We start from the raw sequence: 18,480 nt of genomic DNA, 5'->3' as shown, positions 1-18,480 counted from the left end.
GGCGTGGTGTTGTCCGCGCGTATGTGGTTTTCGATATGCCGACGATATGTACCGGCGTTCACCAGCTGTGCACCGGAGTTCATTAGCTGCGCACCTGCCCCGGAGTTCACCAGCTGCGTACCTGCCCGGAGTGGGCCAGCTCTGTACCTGTCCTGGTGTTCACCAGCTGATCCCGGCCGCCACCGGCAGGTGATCGCTGCCGGTCTCCGGCAGCAGCCACGAACTCTCCGGCTCTACGCCGCGGACCAGGATCTGGTCGATCCGCGCCACCGGGAACTTCGCCGGCCAGCTGAAGCCGAAGCCGTCCCCGGCCGCGTCCTGGACCGAGCTCAGTTGCGAGGTGATGCCGTCGAACGCACGGTCGTCCGTCGTGCCGTTCAGGTCACCGAGCAGCACCACCCGCTCGTTCTGCTCGGCGGCGACCGCCTCGCCGAGCGCCCGCGCGTTTCTGTCCCGCGAGTCCGTCCAGAAGCCTGTCCTGGGATTTACTCGTACGGACCCGAGGTGGGCCACATACACCGCCAGCGGCCCCTGGTCCGTGGCCACCGTGGTGCGCAGCGCCCGGTTGTCGGCCATCCTGACCTCGGCCGGCTTGGTGTCCCCCAGCGGCCCGACGTCCTGCTGGGTGTCGACCGGCCGGGTGTCGGACAGCGGAAGCTTGCTCCACAGCCCGACCGTGCCCTGCACCGTGTGGTACGGGTACGCCTTCGCCAGCCCCTTCTCGTACGTTCCCGTGGCCTCGTCGGTCAGCTCCTCCAGGGCCAGCACCTCCGCCCCGGACGCGGCCAGGTCACGGGCGGTACCGGCCGGGTCGCGATTCTCGGCGCCGACATTGTGGCTGACCACGGTGAGGTCACCGCCCGACTGGGACTTGTCGCCGAGCAGCCCGCCGAAGAGGCTCAGCCATACCAAGGCCGGCAGCAGCAGCGCGACCACCGCGGAGGCGGAGCGGCGCCACAGCGCGGCGGCGAGCAGCACCGGGATGCACAGGCCGAACCACGGCAGGAAGGTCTCCACCAGACTGCCGAGGCCACCATGGTCGGTGATCTGCGCGTGCAAGAGCATGAGCAGGCCCAGCAAGAGCGCCGGCGCCGCGAGCACCAGGCCACGTTTCCATGGCCCCGGCCCGGAGAGGGCGCGGATCGCCTGATCAATGCGTGCACGCCAAGTCCCGTCGGCCCCGGGCTCCGGCGCATCGGCTCCGGCACCTGGCGCACCGGTATCCGCCGGGCTGCCCTGCCCGGTATCCACCGTGTCCACCTGCGTCATCGTCTGTCCTCGCTCACTGCTGTTCACTGGTCTCTCGCTGCCGTTCACTGCTGCGTCCTCGGGGTCCTGTGCGGAGTCGGCACACATCCGGGGGCAGCCGCGGTCGATCGCATGGGTGCGGAATTCGTCATGCCAGGGGCCGTTCCCGCAGCTCCGGCACAGCCCGTACTCGGCACCGTGCCTGTGCAGCCACGCCGTCGCGTCAGAGCGTCCGACCGTCTCCCCCGGCACGTGAGGAGACGTCGTCGCGGTGGCCACCGTCAGGCGGCCTCGCGTTCGGACCCGTTCTTGGGGACCGCATCGCGAAGAAGCTGATTCGGGTATTCCGGGGAACGCCGGCCACTGTTGACGTGGAAATCGACTTCGCCGTCCGCGGCAGCCATCACAGCCTGAGGGGCGTTGTTCGTGCTGATGCTGGGTCTCGGGTCATGCCACCAGTGAAAACAACGTGATGTTGCCGGCACGTATGCCGTTTTCGATACACCGACGATATGTTCCGACTCGTAGCCTGAAGAGCATGCGTGTCTTGATCGTCGAGGACGAGCCCTATCTGGCAGAAGCCATCCGCGATGGCCTACGCCTGGAAGCGATCGCGGCCGACATCGCCGGTGACGGCGACACCGCTCTGGAACTGCTCGGCATCAACACCTACGACATCGCCGTCCTCGACCGCGACATCCCCGGCCCCTCCGGCGACGAGATCGCCAAACGCATCGTCGCCTCAGGCAGCGGCATGCCGATCCTCATGCTCACCGCCGCCGACCGTCTCGACGACAAGGCCTCCGGGTTCGAGCTCGGCGCCGACGACTACCTCACCAAACCCTTCGCGCTCCAGGAACTCGCGCTCAGGCTGAGAGCCCTCGACCGCAGACGCGCCCACAGCAGGCCCCCCGTACGAGAGATCGCGGGCCTGCGCCTGGACCCCTTCCGCCGCGAGGTCTACCGCGACGACCGCTACGTCGCACTGACCAGGAAACAGTTCGCCGTGCTCGAAGTCCTCGTCGCCGCCGAAGGCGGTGTCGTCAGCGCCGAAGAACTCCTGGAACGCGCGTGGGACGAGAACGCCGACCCGTTCACCAACGCCGTACGCATCACGGTCTCGGCCCTGCGCAAGCGCCTCGGCGAACCCTGGCTCATCGCCACCGTGCCAGGCGTCGGCTACCGCATCGACACGCAACCAGTGGCCGGACACGAGGGAGACGAGCGTGGATAGGTCACCTGGGGTGAGCGTTCGCCTCAAACTCACCCTCAGCTACGCCGGGTTCCTCATGGTCGCCGGTGCCTTGCTGCTCGCGGCGGTGTGGGTGTTCCTCCTCCGTTATGTCCCCGACCGTGCGATGCTCATCAATCCCGATGACGGGCCCACGAATGGTGTTTTTCCCATCCGGTCCGTCCTCCTGAACGTCTTCGCTCCGAGGGCAGCCGCAGTACTGGCGTTCCTGCTGGTGTTCGGCCTCGTAGGAGGATGGATCCTCGCCGGCCGCATGCTCGCCCCCCTGACCCGGATCACCAGCGCCACACGCATGGCCACGAATGGATCACTCGCCCACCGGATCCGGCTACCGGGCCGCAGAGATGAGTTCCGCGAACTCGCCGACGCCTTCGACACGATGCTCGTCCAGCTCGAAGCACACGTCGCCGAACAGCAGAGATTCGCAGCCAACGCCTCTCACGAGCTGCGCACCCCGCTGGCCATCTCGAAGTCACTTCTCGACGTGGCCCGCGCGGATCCGAACCACGACACCGACGAACTCATCCGCCGCCTCCACGCCGTCAACACCCGAGCCATCGACCTCACCGAGGCACTGCTCCTGCTCAGCCGCGCCGAGCGGAGGTCCTTTACGCGAGAACACGTCGACCTGTCGCTCATGGCCGAAGAAGCCACCGAGTCACTCCTCCCCCTCGCGGAAATGCACGGCGTCACCCTCGAAACCAGCGGCGACATCGCCCGGACGCTCGGATCACCGGCGCTCCTGCTCCAACTGACCACGAATCTCGTACAGAACGCGATCGTGCACAACCTGTCCGAACACGGCAACGTATGGGTCCACACCAGCGTCCGCCCCAACACCGTGGTGCTCTCGGTCGAAAACACCGGCGAGCAGCTGACCCCACGGCTGGTCTCGACCCTCACCGAACCCTTCCAGCGCGGCACCGAGCGCATCCACACCGAACAGGCAGGCGTCGGCCTGGGCCTGGCCATCGTCAAAACCATCACCCAGGCACACGACGGAACCCTCACCCTCGCCGCGCGCTCCGCCGGCGGGCTCCGCATCACTGTGGAACTACCCGCGGTGTCCCCGGACGCCGACAGGTGATGAATCGGGAGACCGAGGCGCGGCCGGCACAGTTGATCGGCGACCATCGCCGGCATCCTTCTCCGGGCCCATGTACGACCGATGTGGCTTCGACTCCGACGCAACTCGCCGATGTCTCCCTCTCCGACAACCTGCGGACCGGCGCCGACCTGGCCCGCGCCCCGGCGCCGGCGATCCGAGCCTTGCTTGCCCTGAGCACCGGCGCACCGGAGAGCTCCACCGCCGAGTGACCCGACAGTCGGCGGGCTCAGCCCCTCCGAGAATCACAAGCGGTGGGAAAGTCCGCGTCCTTGGGCCTGTTGCACGCGCGCCTGTGGTGGACATGTAGGAGCAGGCGCTACGGAAGGAAGCCATGCCCATCGATACCGAGGCCCAGTTCACCGACGTGTACCGGGCTCATTACGAGGACGTGCTGCGGTTCGTACGTCGTCGTGCGCACCCGATGAACGTCGATGACATCGTGGGAGAGACCTTTCTCGCTGCGTGGCGCCGTCGGCGCGAGCTTCCCGAGAACCCGCGGCCGTGGCTGTTCGGTGCGGCCCGCAACGTGATGCTGAACGCGAACCGCGGCATGCGGAGGCAGGCCGCCCTCGTGGTGCACATCCAGCAGGCGGCCGCAACAGCCGACGTGGACGACCCGGCGGTCGATGCCACGGCCGAAGTGGACAGCCGGATCGACCTCGTCGCCGCCTGGCGGTCGCTCCCCCCGGCCGATCAGGAAGTCCTCGCGCTGCACGTCTGGGAGGAACTCGACGCCCGCGACGCGGCAACGGTCCTCGGCTGCACCCGCGCCGCCTACGCCATGCGTCTGACCCGCGCCAAACGGCGCCTGGCCGGCCGTCTCAGCCCCACTGCCCCCGCATCGTCCGTTCTCTCCCTGACGCACTGACAGGAGCCCTCATGAACAACGACCTCCTCTCCCGTCTTGCCGCGCTCGACGCCGCACCGCGTACCGAGCCCTCCGCCGCCGAACTGGACCGCGAGGAGCAGCTGCTGCGGACCGTGCTGAGCGACACGGAGCAGCCCAGTCGCCCGGTCCTCACCTCATTCCGCCGTCCGCTCGTGCGACGCGCGGCATTCACGGTGGTCGGCGTCCTGGCCGCGGGCGCCGCTCTGGTGACCGTAACGGCCGATCCGCCCAAGCCGGGCGGCTCGGGACCCCTGTCATCGGCGCAGGTGGCCACCTGGACCGGCACTCCCGGTGCCTTGACCGATGCCGGCAACGTGCAGCATTCCCCTCTGGTGTGGTGTGTCAGAGCGACGAAGGAGGCCTCCGGAGAAGGGGGTCCCGGCACGCTCAGTAATGCGGACAGTCGCGGAACCATCGCCTCCATGATCATCACTCGGCACGAACGGACCATGTACTGCCTCGCCGGTTCGGACGGCTCCGGCGTCACGATTCCCATCGACCCGGTGGCGAAGGTCGACGTAGCGGCGGACGGCATCACGCTGGACGCGCGTGGTGCCGTTGGCAGCGGCTCAGCTCGATTCAGCTACGCCGTCGGGTCGATGGGCGCCGACGTGGAAGCAATCACCGTGTACGACCACGGACGCACCGTCCACGCCACGGTGCGGCAAATCCGCTCACTGCCGTACGGCCGGTGGACCGCCTGGTGGCCCAGCGAGGGCTCCCCGACCGCGCAGTCCAGCACCCTCACCATCACCTTCAGCGACGGCACCACCCGGACCGTCAGCGCGGACTCACTGAAGCAGTAACAGGAACCTCACTGCAGAGATCACCACCCACGACTGCCGTCCACAGCCCACGACCTGGAGCCGGCCGTTGCGAAGTCCCGTCCGACAGAGGCATCAAGCCTCTGGGAGGAGCCGGACGACGCTCACCCACGGAAATTCGCCCGTCTTGTGAAACGCGCGGACGCTCCGGCGTCCCGCAGGGAACGGCTAGGCACGATCGAACCCCCGCCGCCGGTCCACATCCGTGACCTCGCGGCGGTGGAAGTCGACTTCGGCGTGGGCCGCGTGGGCGTAGTGGCGTACCAGGTCGGCGCCCAGCGCATCCTCCGCGAAGTCGTTCCTTTCGAAATGGGCGAGAGCCTCCGTGAGGTCGCGGTGGACGGGCACGGCTTCGCGATCCGCGTAGGGGTCACCGACGGTGGGCTCACTCGGTGTGAGCTTGTGGGTGAGACCGTGGACGATGGCGGCGCACGCGGCGGTGACGACCAGATACGGGTTGGCGTCGGCACCGGGCAGGCGTACCTCCAGGTGGGTGCCGTCGCCGTGGCCGGTGACCCGTACCGCGCATCCGCGGTTGTCGTACCCCCAGTTCATGCGCTGCGGAGCGAAGGCATGCGAAGTGGCGTACCGCCGGTACGAGTTGACGTGGGGTGCGTACAGCGGGCCGAGGTGCGGCAGGCCGGCGATCAGGCCGCCGATGGCGTGCAGCATTGTCTCCGGCGCCGCTTCGCCGGCTCGGGTCGCGAAGGCCGGTTCACCGTCCCGCCACAGGGACAGGTGCAGGTGCAGACCGCTGCCGACCCCGGTGAACGGTGCGGCCATGAACGTCGCGACCATGTCGCGCCGCTCGGCCAGGTGTTTCGTGGCGTGCTTGTACACGGTGTACGAGTCACAGGCCGCCAGGGCAGGACCGTACGGGAACGTCACCTCGATCTGGCCCGCGGCCCCTTCCGTCTTCACTGCCTCGGCAGGGGTTCCGCTACCCTGGAGGACCTCCTCCAGATCGCGGAAGAAGTCCGCCATCGCGGGCGGATGGTTGAGGGAGTAGTCCAGGTTGTGATTCGAGACGGGCTCCTCGCCGCGGCACAGCACGAACTCGCTCTCCAGACCGACACGTACCTCCAGGCCGAGCTCTTCGAGACTGTCGAGCTGCCGTTGGAGCATGCGCCGCGGTGCGACCTCGACGGCAACGTTGTCGCGGTATACGGCGTCACTGTGCACGAGGGCGGTACCGGGCAGGTAGGGAAGGACACGGATGGTGTCGAGGTCGGCGACGACACCTATGTCCTGGAAGCCGTCCTTCCAGCCCGTGAGTTCGAACCGGTCCAACGGCGCCATGTCCACATCGGTGGCGAGGATGTAGGCGCAGGCCTCCGACGCCGCGGCACCGGAGTCGACGCGGTCGAGGAAGTGGCGGGCGGCGATGCGCTTGCCCTGCAGGCGGCCCATCATGTCCGGGACGGCAGGCATCACTACGGCGATGCGCTCGTGCTTCACCGCGTTGCGGAGCTCGTCGAGGGAGATGAGCCCGGCGGGGCGCTCCCGATCCGCAGCGGACTGGTCAATGCCCGTAGCGGTCATCAGATCACGCCCTCGGCCAGGACATCGTTCTCGGCCGCGCTTCCGAGCGGAGGGATGCGGTACGTGCGCCGCCCCTTCGTGATCCACATGGCCCACGCGAGGACGAGGACGACTGCCAGGGCGACGCCCGCGTAGTTGAAGGACTCGGCGGTGATCGGCGAGGCTTGCGGCAGACAGAACACCACGGTCAGGACGGCCACATAGGCAACGGAGATGATGGCCAGCGGACGGCTCCAACGCCCCAGGTTCCACGGTCCCGGCTGGAAGTCCTTGCCGGCCCGCAGGCGGAGGTAGACGGGGATGGCGTAGGCGGGCGTGATCCCGATGACGTTGATGGCGGTCACGGCGGCGTATGCGGTGGGCGAGTACAGGCTGGGCAGCGCGAGGACCAGGGCAGCGCCCACGGACAGCCAGACGGCCGGTATGGGGGTACGGGTCCGGCGGCTGACCCGCCGCCAGGTGGACGAGAACGGCAGCGCCCCGTCACGCGAGAAGGCGTAGACCATGCGGGAGGCGGCGGCCGTCTCGGCGTTGCCGCAGAACAACTGCGCCACGATCACCACGAGCAGCAGAAGCTTGGCCATGCCGACGCCCAGGACGTCGATGAAGATCTGCGCGGGCGGGACACCGGTGCTGCTCCCCTGCGTGTCCGCGTAGTTCTGGAGGGCGAAGAGGAGACCGGCCAGAAGGACGAAGCCGGCGGCCCATGACCAGGCGATGGCGCGGACGATGCCGAGGGGCGCCGCTGTCTGCGCCTGGGTGGTCTCCTCGGACAGGTGCGAGGAGGCGTCGTAGCCGCAGAAGGTGTACGCGGCGAGCAGGCAGCCGAGCGCACACACGTACACGGGGTTGGAGAAACCGGTCCCGTTGTTGAAGTGCCCGAACACGAAGCTGACGCTCTGGTGCTCGGTCGGGGCGAGCGTGAGGGAGCCGACGATCAGCAGGACGCCGAGGAATTGCCACCACACGGAGATGCTGTTCAGGACGTTGGCCAGACGTACGCCGAGGGCGTTGAGCGTGCCGTGCAGCAGCAGGATGCCCGCGAAGATGACCATGGTGTTTTGGGGCGTCGGAACGAAGCCCCACTGGAGGTTGGCGAAGGCGCCGACGAACAGCGCGGCTCCGTAGTCGATACCGGCGATGGCCCCCAGCAGCCCGAGCAGGTTGAGCCAACCGGTCACCCAGCCCCAGCGGGGACCGCCGAGGCGGTCGGCCATGTAGTAGAGGCCGCCGGAGGTGGGATAGGCGCTGGTGACCTCTGCGAGGCACATGCCGAGCATCAGGGTCATGAAGCCGATGCCGACCCAGCCCCACATCATCACGGCGGGCCCACCTGTGTTCAGGCCGTAGCCGAACAGCGTCATCCCGCCGGCGAGGATGCAGATGACGCTGAAGCTGATCGCGAAGTTGCCGAACCCACCCATGCGGCGGGCGAGTTCGGGCTTGTAGCCGTGCGCTCTCAGAGCAGCGTCATCGTCGATGGGCGGAGCGGTTTGCGGATACAACGTAAGTCCTTGGATCGAAGTGGATGAGCGACAGCGGAAGGAACACGTGCGGCGGGGGCGCCCGTTCGCTCATCTCCGGCTCCTCTTGCCCAGAGCGCGTCGGCGCGCCACATGGAAGTCGTCCTGCCAGTGATTGCGGTCGTGGTTGACGAGAGACCACGGCGCCGGCGTGGCGTAGGGGCCGATCGCCTCGAACACGTCCGCGGCCTTCCCCACGCCCGTCACGGTCAGCACGTAGGCCAGGTAGTTCAGGTCGAGCGGCGAGCATGTCCTGGCGGGGTCGGGATGGTGCGCGAACCACCCATAGAGGGCGGTCTCGACGTAGTGGGCCTTGTCCGCGGTGCTCCAGAACGCGATGACGCCACCGGACTGGTTCTTGAGCTGGAGCCGGTACGACTCGACGTACGCGTAGAGCGGCAGGAGCAGCAGCGGCGATCCCGGTTGGGCGGCGGCCGCGACGGCCCGCGCGAAGTCGATGCCTCCGCGGCCGCGGGCTTCGAAAACCTGCAGCATACGGATGTGCGCCTCGCGATTGCGCGGGTGCCGCTTGTTCACGCTGTCCAGCAGGGGCCACGGTCCAGGAGGCAGCATGGGTTCCGGGGCGGCGGCCCAATGGGACGAGTCGTGCGGGGCGCGTTGGTCGATGTCGAGCCGCGCAAGAGTCAGCAGGCACACCCACGGCACGGGGTCCGCGGGCCACCGTTGCGCGCCGGCGTGGCACGCCACCCGCGCGACACGGATCGAGTCGATGAGTTCCGCCCCGAACAGTCCGCGGCGGCCGGCAGCGACCGCGCGCTCCGTCAGGACCCTCGCCCGCATCATCAACGCGTCCGGATCGTCAGGTGTTTCAGAGCACCAGGCGTTGATCGCCCCACTCTGCGCTGCCACAGCGCCCATGACCTGGCTGCGGAACGTACGCAACGCCCAGTCGCCGTAGGAGTCGTGCAGAAGTTGCTGCGCGGTACGCCATCGGTCCATGCGGAGGTCTTCGACGGCGTAGCGCAGAGCCTCGTCCCGCCCCGCTATGTGAACGACCAGCGCTATGTCACTTCTCGCCATCGGTATGCCCCGGTGGTGACGAGAGACGGCAGGCCGCGGTGCCTGGGGCATGTCTGTTGTTGATTCCTAAGCGGGACATGGGGCGCCTCAAAACGGTGGGGGGTGGATGGCTTTCTGGGCCGGCAGTGATGTGACCGACGGGGTCAACCGCTAGGCGGGAGAGGGCCTCCGCGCATGAATCGCGGGCGCCATGGACACGCTCCGGGGATCCAGGTCACGCCGACGCCTTCGACGGACTGACGCTCAGATCGAGCGAGGTGACCCTTGTGTCCTCGCGCCCCAACTCACCGATCCCGGCGCTCGGTCCGAGAGCCGCAGCGGCCGGCTCCCGAGCGGGAACAGCAGAGTGCGCACTCGGGTGTGCGTGGCGCGTCACGATGCCTCCCCCCTAGTGCCGCCACAGGGGGCTGACGACGCCTGCCTGCCCCCTGCGATGCGCTCCTGAAACCCGGCCGGTCTGCACATATGACTCTCTGTGCGGATCACCTTGCTGGAGTGATCACCTACGGTAACTCAGTTATAACCAAGCATAGTTGGAACGAGACTCACGTTAGGGCTCCTGTGCGATTCCGCGCATGACAAAGATGTGCCGTCGCTGGGGAATTGCTCTTGAGTTGCACCATGTGAAGGTGTTTTGCCCTCACCTGCACTCCTCGGCAACCGTGCTTCTCGGCACCTGTGCTACTCGGCGGAGCACAAGGATCCCGTTGCCCAAAGGCGGGCAACGGGGCAGGCGTTGGGTCGGGGCCGCCCTCGTCGTCCCCGGCGATGGCCCGCGGCTCGTCGGCTTCTACAAGGCCCTCGATACAGGCGGAACCGTCCGCTCCCCCGCCACAGGAAACCCCGCCGTACGCAGCACCCCTCGATCGGCGCCCACCGCGAAGACCTCGCAGCCCGTCAGGCCGGCGGCCCACTCGACGCCCTCTGTGCCCATCGCGAAGGCCGCTGTGGCGACGGAGTCGGCTTCGGTGAGTGTCGGTGCCACGACGGTGAGGCTCAGCAGTCCGGTCGCCGGATGGCCGGTGCGGCCGTCGATGATGTGGTCGCCGCGCTCGTAGCGGGCGGAGGTCGCGACCGCGCCGTCGGTGAGGTCCAGCACCGCGCACAGCCGGTCGGCGTGTTCGGGATGCCGTACGCCCACGCGCCAAGGCCCGCCGGCGACGACCACGTCGCCGCCGGCGTTCAGACAGAAACTCCGCGTCCCGGACGCCGTCAGCAGTTGCGCGGCCCGCTGCACGGACCAGCCCTTCACCACGGCGCAGGGGTCGAGGCCCCGACCCGGCAGCCGTACGTCGAAGGCGCCGCCGGTCGCCTTCCGGTAGTGCTCGCAGAGGGCGAGGATCTCGGCGAGATCCGCGCTCACCCCGTCCACCTCACCCCGGTCCAGCCGCGACACCTCGCTGTCGGGTTTGAAGGGGCTGAACCGCGCGTCCACGTCACGCAGCCAGGCGAAGACGGAGTCGGCGGCCGCGTCGAGGTCCACCACGTCCCCCTCGTCATCGATGCGCAGCGAGACCGGGAACCCCATCACGTGTTCGACGCGCCGCATTTCAGGCGCCCTTGGCATCCAAGGCGGCCTGCAGGGACTCCTTGTAACCGTCGCTGGTGATCGTCGCACCGGACACCGTGTCGATGTCCGCGCTCTGCGCCTCCAGCGTCTCCGCGACCAGCTTCGGTACGGCGGCCGTCGTCTGCGGATGGTTCGGTTGCTGAAGCATCCGGACCGAGCTGATCTTCTCGCCCTGGAAGGTCAACTCGACCTGCACAGGGCCCTTTTCGGTCTTCACCGTCGATCCGGCGACGACCTGCTCGGCGTTTCCCGACGACAAGGAGGACGAAGAGGAGGACGGAGACGGACTTGGGGCCACCTGGGCGGTGGACGTCGTATCGCTCGACGGTGCGTAGCGCCACAGCGGAATCAGACCCGCGACGCTCAGGACCAGGACAGGCAGTGCTCGTTTCACTGGGATTTCCTCGTCTCCCTCATCCCGCCAGGCTGAAGCGCTCGAAGTGGATCTGCTGCTTGGGCACGTCCAGCTCGCGCAGGCTGCGCAGCACCGCGTTCATCATGGGCGGCGGTCCGCACAGGAAGACGTCCCGGTCCGCGATGTCCGGCACCAGGCGGGCGAGCGCGCCCGGCGCCAGTCTGTCGGGGCTGACCGGGCCGGTGACCAGGTGCAGCTCGGCGCCCTTGGCGTGGGCGAGGTCGCGCAGTTCGTCGTAGAGGACGGCGTCGCGGTCGGCGGCAACCCGGTACAGGACGACCGCGTGGCCGTGCAGCTCCTCCAGCAGTGCGCGGATGGGTGTGACGCCGACACCGCCGGCGATGAGCAGCGCCTCGGGCCGGGTGCGGTGCATCGCGGTGAAGGCGCCGTAGGGTCCCTCGGCGAAGACGCGCGTGCCGACCTGCACGTGCCGCAGGGCCGCGGTGCCGTCGCCGGCCGTCTTGGCGGTGAGGCGCAGCGTGCGGCCGTCGGGTGCGGCCGACAGCGAGAACGGGTTGGCCTGCCACCAGCGGTCCCTGGTCAGGAAGCGCCACAGGAAGAACTGGCCTGCCCGCGCGGGCAGCCGGTCGAGGTCGCGCCCGGTCATGTAGATGGAGACGACGTTGTCGGACTCGGGGACGACGGCCGTGACACGGAGCTGGTGGCGCCAGTTCCGCCACAGCGGCAGCACCAGCCGGCCGACGAGCACCGCGCCGAGCGCGACGCCCCATACGGCGTACCAGTACGTCGTGGCGGCGGACGACGAGGTGAACGTCGTACCGGCCGCGACCTGGTGGGTGAACGCCAGCAGTACGGCGACGTAGGTGTAGAGGTGGATGAAGTGCCAGGTCTCGTAGGCGAGTCGGCGCCGCGCGGAGCGGCCCGAGACGGCGCCCACGACGATGATGACGGCCAGCGCGACGATCGCGCGCAGCACGCCCTCGACGGTCTCGGCGAGGTCCACCAGCTGGTTGAGCGGGTCGAGCGAGGACGATTCGGCGTAGCCGAAGGTGATGAAGACGGCGTGGGCGAGCAGCGTCCACAGGATGCCGAAGCCGGTCCGGCGGTGCCAGGAAGTCAGCCGGTCCATGCCGATGCGGCGGTCCAGCCACGGCAGCCGGGCCACCAGCAAGAGCTGGAAGGCCATCAGGAGGGCTGCGTACAGGCCGGCGAGGCGGCCGAGCACGATGAGGGTGTTCGACGCGAACCCGGCCTCGACGAAGAAGAAGGCCACCACGACCGCGTTCGCGGCCAGTACGGCGTACAGCCCGGTGCGGGCCACCACCCTGGGCCGTATCGCCGTGGGGGGCGTGGGTGGCGATTGGAGGGTCGTCACGGACGGCAGCTCCTTGATCGGGTCCTGGGTACCCGAGCTTCGCTGGCGGGAGCTGTCGAATTGCTGTCGTTCATCTTTCAAGTGCTTATCGATGTGGTCGCGGCCGGTGGCCGGCTCTGGTGTCACCGGGCGCGTGAAGCACTATGAGCGGGTGGAAAAAGTACGCCTCCTCGTCGTGGACGACGATCCGCCCATCGCCGACCTCGTCGCGACCGTCGCCCGCTACGAGGGCTGGGAAGCCGCCACCGCGAACTCCGGTGAGGAGGCGCTGCGGCTGGCCGCCGAGTTCCACCCGGACATCGTGGTGCTCGACCTGATGCTGCCCGACGTGGACGGCTTCGGTGTCCTGGACCGGCTGCGCCGCTCGGGGACGATGGTGCCCGTGGTGTTCCTCACCGCGCGGGACACCGTCGCCGACCGGGTGGCGGGGCTGACCCGGGGCGGCGACGACTACCTGGTCAAACCGTTCGCGGTGGAGGAACTGATGGCCCGCCTGCGGACCGTGCTGCGGCGCAGCGCCGGGCCCGGCTTCCAGCGCTCCGTGCTGCGGGTGGCGGACCTGACGATGGACGAGGACACCCATGAGGTGCGCCGCGGCGAGCGGCTGCTGACGCTCACCCCGACCGAGTACGAGGTGCTGCGCTACCTGATGCGCAAGTCCCCCACCGTGCTGACCAAGGCGCAGATCCTCGACCACGTCTGGGAGTACGGCTTCGGCGGCCGCTCCAACGTCGTCGAACTTGCCGTCAGCCGGCTGCGCCGCAAGCTCGACGAGTCGGGCGCACCCCTGATCCACACGGTGCGGGGCTTCGGATATGTGGTCCGGCAGGCCGCCGAATGATCCGCCGGTTCCGGGAGACGTACCGGCGGCTGCGCCTGGGCACCCGGCTCGCCCTCGGCCTCGGCGCGCTCTCCCTGGGTGTGTTCGCCATCGTCGGCGCGGCGCTGACGATGTACATGCGCGGCTACCTGGACACCCAGCTGGTCGACCAGCTCCAGCTCGTCCAGGTCGTGCAGTCCAAGGACGCCGAGGCGCACGGCACGGTGACCCGGCAGCCGTACTACGGCTGGTACACGGCGGTGTACGACGTCTCGGACGGCTCGGCCGCCCTGCGCACCCCCGCCGAAGTACCGTCCGACACCCAGGCGCTCACCGCGCTCGCCCGGACCATGGCGGCCTCGACCACCGAGATCACTCGCACGGTGACGATCGACGGCAAGGGCACTTACAAGCTGCGGGCCTGCGAGGTCGAACCGGGCGTCGTCCTGGTCAGCGCCGCTCCCATGGAGAGCATCAACGCCATCATGCGGCAGCTGATCACCGTGCAGGTCGTCGCCTTCGTCCTCGCGGTGCTCGCCCTGGTGGTGTTCGGCCGGAAGATGCTGCGGCGCGGTCTGAAACCGCTGAGCGACATGGCACTCACCGCGCACGGGATCGCCTCGCACGACCTGACCGAGTCCGCGGCCCGGCTGCCCCTGCGCGCCGACGGTCGGGACGGCGGCCCGGAAGTGGCGGAACTGCGCACGGCGTTCAACACCATGCTGGAGCACATCGACGACTCCCTCGCCGTCCGCGCGAAGGCCGAACAGCGACTGCGCCGCTTCGTCGCGGACGCCTCGCACGAGCTGCGCACACCGTTGATGTCGGTACGGGGCTACGCAGACCTCTTCCAGTACGCGGCCGCGAATGTCCCCGAGGAACGGGACAAGCACCTCGCCCGGCTGCGTGCCGAGGCCGCGCGGATGGGCTTCCTGCTCGACGACCTGCTGTTGCTGGCCCGGCTGGACGCGGCCGAGGTGGACACGCCGTTGCGCCCGGCGGACGCGGACCTGGTCGAGCTGGTCCAGGAGGCCGCCGACGCGTTCCGCGTGAGCCACCGCGACCATCCGCTGACGGTCGCGGACGGCCCGGACACGCTGAAACTGCGGCTGGACCCGCAGCGCATCCGGCAGGTGCTCGACAACCTGCTGACCAACGCGGCCGTGCACACCCCGTCCGGCACGGACGTGTCGGTGGCCGTGTCCGTCGCGGACGACCGCGCGCTGATACGGGTCACCGACGCGGGACCCGGCATCCCGGCCGCCGACCGGGAGCGGGTCTTCGACCGCTTCTACCGCGTCGACAAGGCCCGCAGCCGCGATCGCGGCGGCAGCGGCCTCGGCCTCGCGGTCGCCCGATCGCTGGTCCGGGCGCACGGCGGCACGATCGGGCTGAGCGGTGAGGCGGGGGCCACGGTCTTCACCGTCTCGCTGCCCTGCGGCCGGGAAGCGACCTACGGGCCGATCTGACCTACAGTGCAGTTTCCCGTCCTCGCGTCGGAGTCGCCTCTCCACGTCGCCGCCGGGCGGGCGACGGGCATCAGCCGGAACGTGGGACCACGGGGGATCATCACATGCGTCAACTCAGCCGACTCGCTGCGCCGCTCGCGGCTCTTCCCCTGCTCCTGGCCTCGACCGCCTGCAGCAACGAGAAGGCCGAGCCGCCGCCTCCCGGCGCCAAGCTCTGCGGCGTCACCATGGCGAGCTGGTGGTACGACGCCACGGGCGCGAACGATCTGTCGGGCAAACTCACCGGCGACGGACTGCCGCTCACGAACCCCGACCAGAGCGAGTACTCCACCCACACCGCGGTCTGCTCCGTGTCCTCGGGAGGGAAGAGAGTCGGAAGCTTCCGGGCCGAGGTCGCCACCGCCGACAAGGTCATGAACGCCGCCGGCCAGATCGCCGAGCGACCGGCGAAGAACCGGTTCGCTGTCGCCGGGGGCACGGGCATGGTCGACGAGAACCTCAACGACGACGGCGCGGAAGCGTGGTGGACCTGCAAGAGCGCTCTGCTCAATGTCTCGCTCCAGCGCCCCAAAGACGTCAAAAAGCGCGCTGAGCTGGCCAAAGCCCTGGGAAAGCGGGTGGCAGGCGTCGTGGGCTGTCCCGGGCCCGTCCCTGCGCGTGCCTCCGGCTGACAGCGGGCCGGCCGGCCCGGGCAACTGCCCGCATGAGCGCAACAGTTGATATGGGAAGCTGTCGTCGGCCGGTCGCGGGCAATGGGGCCGCGGTGGTCATCGAGAGGAGTGCAGGGTGAGAGAGGGTGGCTTCCGCGCCGAGGAGATAGACACCAGCAGGCCGCACCCCGCGCGGATCTACGACTACCTGCTGGGCGGCAAGGACAACTACCAGGTGGACCAGCAGGCCGGCGACGCACTCGCCGCCGCGGCACCCGAAGTGCGGATCGGCGTGCGGGCCAACCGCGCCTTCCTGCAGCGCGCCGTCCGTTTCGCGGTCCGCAGCGGGGTCCGCCAGATCCTCGACATCGGCACCGGTTTGCCGACCTCCCCGAACGTGCACGAGACCGCCCACGAAGTGGCTCCCGACGTGCGCGTCGCGTACGTCGACAACGATCCGATCGTGAAGACGCACGCCGACGCCCTGCTCAGCCGCTCCGGCACGACCAGCATCGTGCTGGGTGACGTGCGCGAGCCGCGGGCCGTCGTGGATCACCCCGACGTCCGCCGCGTCATCGACTTCGGCGAGCCCGTGGCCCTGCTCCTCGTCGCCGTCCTCCACTTCCTCACCGACGCGGAGAAGCCCGAACAGGTCGTCGCCACGCTGCGCGATGCCCTGCCGGCCGGCAGCTTCCTCGTGCTCTCGCACGCCACGGACGACTTCGCCGACCGCAGTGCCGCCGAGGCCGTCTACACCAACGCCACCGCCACGCTGAACCTGCGCCCGCGCGCCGCGGTCGAGCGGTTCTTCGACGGATTCGAACTGGTCGATCCCGGCCTGGCCCAGGTCCCGTTCTGGCGCCCGGACACCCCGCCGCCGGAGCGGTCCGGCGAGATCGGTTTCTACGGAGGCGTGGCCCGCAAGGTTCGGTGAGGCACCGATTCTGGCGTGGCCCGCAGGAGGCGGTGAAGCACCGGCTCGGCCCGCCGCGGCACGTGTCTCGCGCTCGACGCGGTGTGTCAGGACCCTGGGCCGGCTGACCGGGTGGGGCCGCCCGGACGAGCCCAAACGGGAGACTGGAAGGCGCAGTTGAGGGCACCCCTCCAGAGCCGCGGGTCGAGCTCTGGAAGCGCCGAGGCAGGACGGAGTTATGATTTTGGCGGTTCTGGACCCCTGACGTCCCTAGGAGCACCGCGTGCCGCAGGTCGCTGCATGACCGGGAGCAGCGCTGCGACGCAGTCCGCGGAGTTCGCCCACTCCGCCTTCCTCTACCGCGACTCGGTGCAGTACTTGTCAGGGGTGGTCGGCTTCGTCCATACCGCGCTCAAGCACGACGAGCCGGTGTTCGTCGCCGTGCCGGGCCAGCGCCTCGACGCTCTGCGCCAGGCCCTGGGTCGGGACCTCCCGCACGACTCCTGGGCAGACATGAGGGAGTTGGGCCGTAACCCGGGCCGCATTCTCGCCGCACTGCTGAGTTTCGCCGAACGGCATGCGGGCCGCGCGATTCGTGTGGTCCAGGAGTCGATGTGGGCCGGCCGTTCAGCGGCCGAGATGCTGGAAGCCACCCGCCACGAGGCGCTGACGAACACGGCTTTCGCCGGCTCCCCGGTGACCCTTCTGTGTCCGTACGATGCCGAAGCGCTGCCCTCCGACGTGTTGACGCAGGCCAGGCGTACGCATGCTCGGCTGGTCGTCGACGGTGAGGTCTCCGTCAGCGGTGCATACACCGATCCGCTTTCCGTGTACGCCGACTGCGACCTGCCGCTGCCCGAACCCACCGCGGCGACATCTGCCCTCGAGTTCACCTCGGGCCAGACCGCGAACGCTCGGCAGTTCACGGAGAACTGGGCACGGGACACTCCGCTGAGCGCCGCCCGCCGTGGGGACCTCGTGCTCGCGGTCGGCGAGGCGATCGCGAATTCCATCGCGCACGGCGGCGGCAGGGGCACACTCCGGCTGTGGACGTCGGAGGACCGCGGTGTCGTCGCCGAGGTCCGGGACAGCGGAAGACTCGTGAACCCGTTGGCCGGACGGTCCCGCCCGCATCCCGCGTCGGCCAACGGAGGCCGAGGTCTGTGGATGATGCACCAGCTGTGCGACCTGGTGGAAATCCGTGCGGCCGAGGACGGACTCACCCTGCGCCTGCACGTGGCAACGGGCTGACCGCCGAGATCCGTTCGGCCCCGGCGGCGCGGCGACTGGCACAGGTTGACTTCCACATCTAGTGCAGATTCACTAGACGGGTGCTGGTGTCCTCGCACTATCTCCAGGGATGCGCGCAAGAGGGGGCCCGTCCCCAGGAGGCTCGCGGAATGAAGCTGTGCTGCTGTGCGGAGCGCGTGGTCGCGGGGAGGTGCGGGGCGCCGTGACCGTTCGACCGTTCGTCTCTCACGCCGTCGTGCACTCGGGCGTCGCCCGGGTGACGCTCGTCGGCGAACTCGACGTGGACAGTGCCCCTCACGTGCAGAAGGCGATGGCCACCTGCCTGGCGGACCGGCCGAAGCGCCTGTGCCTCGATCTCACCGGCGTCGGATTCTGCGACTGCGCCGGTCTCAATGCCCTGCTCGGCGCGCGGATGTCCGTCCTTCTCGCGGGCGTCGAGCTCGTCGTCGAAGGCATCGGACCGCAGTTGGCCCGGCTGATCGAGCTGATCGGGGCCACGGACATCCTGACCGAGGGACGCGTGGGGACGGACACGGTGCCGGTTCGCCGCGAATGAGGAACACCAGCCCCTTGCGGGCCCACCGCTCCGTGCAGCCCTTCTGGCATGATCGTGCAGCCGCCACCAGCAA

The 18,480-nt window shown here is 69.1% G+C and carries 18 protein-coding genes; 11 read left to right on the top strand and 7 right to left on the bottom strand.

Annotated elements, in window-relative coordinates:
- Positions 1–159: 159 nt before the first annotated feature.
- A complete protein-coding gene (locus tag ACFWM2_RS06200; RefSeq protein ID WP_383273514.1) occupies positions 160–1,269 on the bottom strand; it encodes an endonuclease/exonuclease/phosphatase family protein in 1,110 nt (369 codons plus the stop codon).
- 517 nt (positions 1,270–1,786) lie between these two features.
- Here ACFWM2_RS06200 and ACFWM2_RS06195 point away from each other — a divergent pair.
- From ACFWM2_RS06195 to ACFWM2_RS06175, 5 genes are all read left to right on the top strand, one after another.
- The gene (locus tag ACFWM2_RS06195) at positions 1,787–2,482 is read left to right on the top strand and encodes a response regulator transcription factor (protein WP_383273512.1); all 696 of its coding nucleotides are present in this window, start codon (positions 1,787–1,789) and stop codon (positions 2,480–2,482) included.
- A gap of 10 nt (positions 2,483–2,492) precedes the next feature.
- Positions 2,493–3,587 (top strand): sensor histidine kinase, encoded by a 1,095-nt coding sequence (locus tag ACFWM2_RS06190; protein WP_383273510.1) that lies wholly within the window; start codon positions 2,493–2,495, stop codon positions 3,585–3,587.
- 83 nt (positions 3,588–3,670) lie between these two features.
- A complete protein-coding gene (locus ACFWM2_RS06185) occupies positions 3,671–3,817 on the top strand; it encodes a hypothetical protein (protein ID WP_383273508.1) in 147 nt (48 codons plus the stop codon).
- A 122-nt stretch (positions 3,818–3,939) separates the two neighbouring features.
- Positions 3,940–4,476 (top strand): RNA polymerase sigma factor, encoded by a 537-nt coding sequence (locus ACFWM2_RS06180; protein ID WP_383273506.1) that lies wholly within the window; start codon positions 3,940–3,942, stop codon positions 4,474–4,476.
- An 11-nt stretch (positions 4,477–4,487) separates the two neighbouring features.
- Complete coding sequence (locus tag ACFWM2_RS06175) at positions 4,488–5,303, top strand: hypothetical protein (protein ID WP_383273504.1); 816 nt, start codon at positions 4,488–4,490, stop codon at positions 5,301–5,303.
- A gap of 186 nt (positions 5,304–5,489) precedes the next feature.
- Here the strand turns inward: ACFWM2_RS06175 and ACFWM2_RS06170 are convergent, their stop codons facing one another.
- The 6 genes from ACFWM2_RS06170 to ACFWM2_RS06145 all read right to left on the bottom strand — a co-directional run bounded on the left by ACFWM2_RS06170 (position 5,490) and on the right by ACFWM2_RS06145 (position 12,748).
- Positions 5,490–6,863 carry a glutamine synthetase family protein gene (locus tag ACFWM2_RS06170; RefSeq protein ID WP_383273502.1) on the bottom strand — a complete coding sequence of 458 codons (1,374 nt, stop codon included), beginning with the start codon at positions 6,861–6,863 and terminating at the stop codon, positions 5,490–5,492.
- Complete coding sequence (locus tag ACFWM2_RS06165; protein WP_383273500.1) at positions 6,863–8,368, bottom strand: amino acid permease; 1,506 nt, start codon at positions 8,366–8,368, stop codon at positions 6,863–6,865. Before ACFWM2_RS06165 ends, ACFWM2_RS06170 begins: the two co-directional genes overlap by 1 nt.
- Before the next feature lie 69 nt (positions 8,369–8,437).
- Complete coding sequence (locus tag ACFWM2_RS06160; RefSeq protein ID WP_383273498.1) at positions 8,438–9,427, bottom strand: hypothetical protein; 990 nt, start codon at positions 9,425–9,427, stop codon at positions 8,438–8,440.
- A 790-nt stretch (positions 9,428–10,217) separates the two neighbouring features.
- Positions 10,218–10,976 carry an FAD:protein FMN transferase gene (locus ACFWM2_RS06155; RefSeq protein WP_383273496.1) on the bottom strand — a complete coding sequence of 253 codons (759 nt, stop codon included), beginning with the start codon at positions 10,974–10,976 and terminating at the stop codon, positions 10,218–10,220.
- 1 nt (position 10,977) lies between these two features.
- Positions 10,978–11,391, bottom strand: a complete 414-nt coding sequence (locus ACFWM2_RS06150; RefSeq protein ID WP_383273494.1) for an FMN-binding protein — start codon at positions 11,389–11,391, stop codon at positions 10,978–10,980.
- A 19-nt stretch (positions 11,392–11,410) separates the two neighbouring features.
- Positions 11,411–12,748 (bottom strand): ferric reductase-like transmembrane domain-containing protein, encoded by a 1,338-nt coding sequence (locus ACFWM2_RS06145; protein WP_383273492.1) that lies wholly within the window; start codon positions 12,746–12,748, stop codon positions 11,411–11,413.
- A 151-nt stretch (positions 12,749–12,899) separates the two neighbouring features.
- On the opposite strand from ACFWM2_RS06145, the gene ACFWM2_RS06140 reads away from it, so the two are divergent.
- From ACFWM2_RS06140 to ACFWM2_RS06115, 6 genes are all read left to right on the top strand, one after another.
- The gene (locus ACFWM2_RS06140; protein ID WP_383273490.1) at positions 12,900–13,589 is read left to right on the top strand and encodes a response regulator transcription factor; all 690 of its coding nucleotides are present in this window, start codon (positions 12,900–12,902) and stop codon (positions 13,587–13,589) included.
- The gene (locus ACFWM2_RS06135; RefSeq protein ID WP_383273488.1) at positions 13,586–15,037 is read left to right on the top strand and encodes a sensor histidine kinase; all 1,452 of its coding nucleotides are present in this window, start codon (positions 13,586–13,588) and stop codon (positions 15,035–15,037) included. The genes ACFWM2_RS06140 and ACFWM2_RS06135 overlap by 4 nt, the downstream gene beginning before the upstream one ends.
- A 104-nt stretch (positions 15,038–15,141) precedes the next feature.
- On the top strand, positions 15,142–15,708 hold the full coding sequence (locus ACFWM2_RS06130) for a hypothetical protein (protein ID WP_383273486.1): 567 nt from the start codon (positions 15,142–15,144) through the stop codon (positions 15,706–15,708).
- A 115-nt stretch (positions 15,709–15,823) separates the two neighbouring features.
- The gene (locus ACFWM2_RS06125) at positions 15,824–16,621 is read left to right on the top strand and encodes an SAM-dependent methyltransferase (protein WP_383273484.1); all 798 of its coding nucleotides are present in this window, start codon (positions 15,824–15,826) and stop codon (positions 16,619–16,621) included.
- A 279-nt stretch (positions 16,622–16,900) separates the two neighbouring features.
- Entirely contained in the window at positions 16,901–17,851 is a 951-nt protein-coding gene (locus ACFWM2_RS06120; RefSeq protein ID WP_383273482.1) for an anti-sigma factor RsbA family regulatory protein, read from the top strand.
- Between the two features lie 202 nt (positions 17,852–18,053).
- A complete protein-coding gene (locus ACFWM2_RS06115; protein ID WP_383273480.1) occupies positions 18,054–18,407 on the top strand; it encodes an STAS domain-containing protein in 354 nt (117 codons plus the stop codon).
- The last annotated feature ends 73 nt before the right edge of the window (positions 18,408–18,480 follow it).

Source organism: Streptomyces sp. NPDC058371, from assembly GCF_042723265.1.
Lineage (GTDB): Bacteria > Actinomycetota > Actinomycetes > Streptomycetales > Streptomycetaceae > Streptomyces.
Note: the sequence above shows the minus strand (reverse complement) of the source record. Positions and strands in the feature narration are given on the sequence as shown.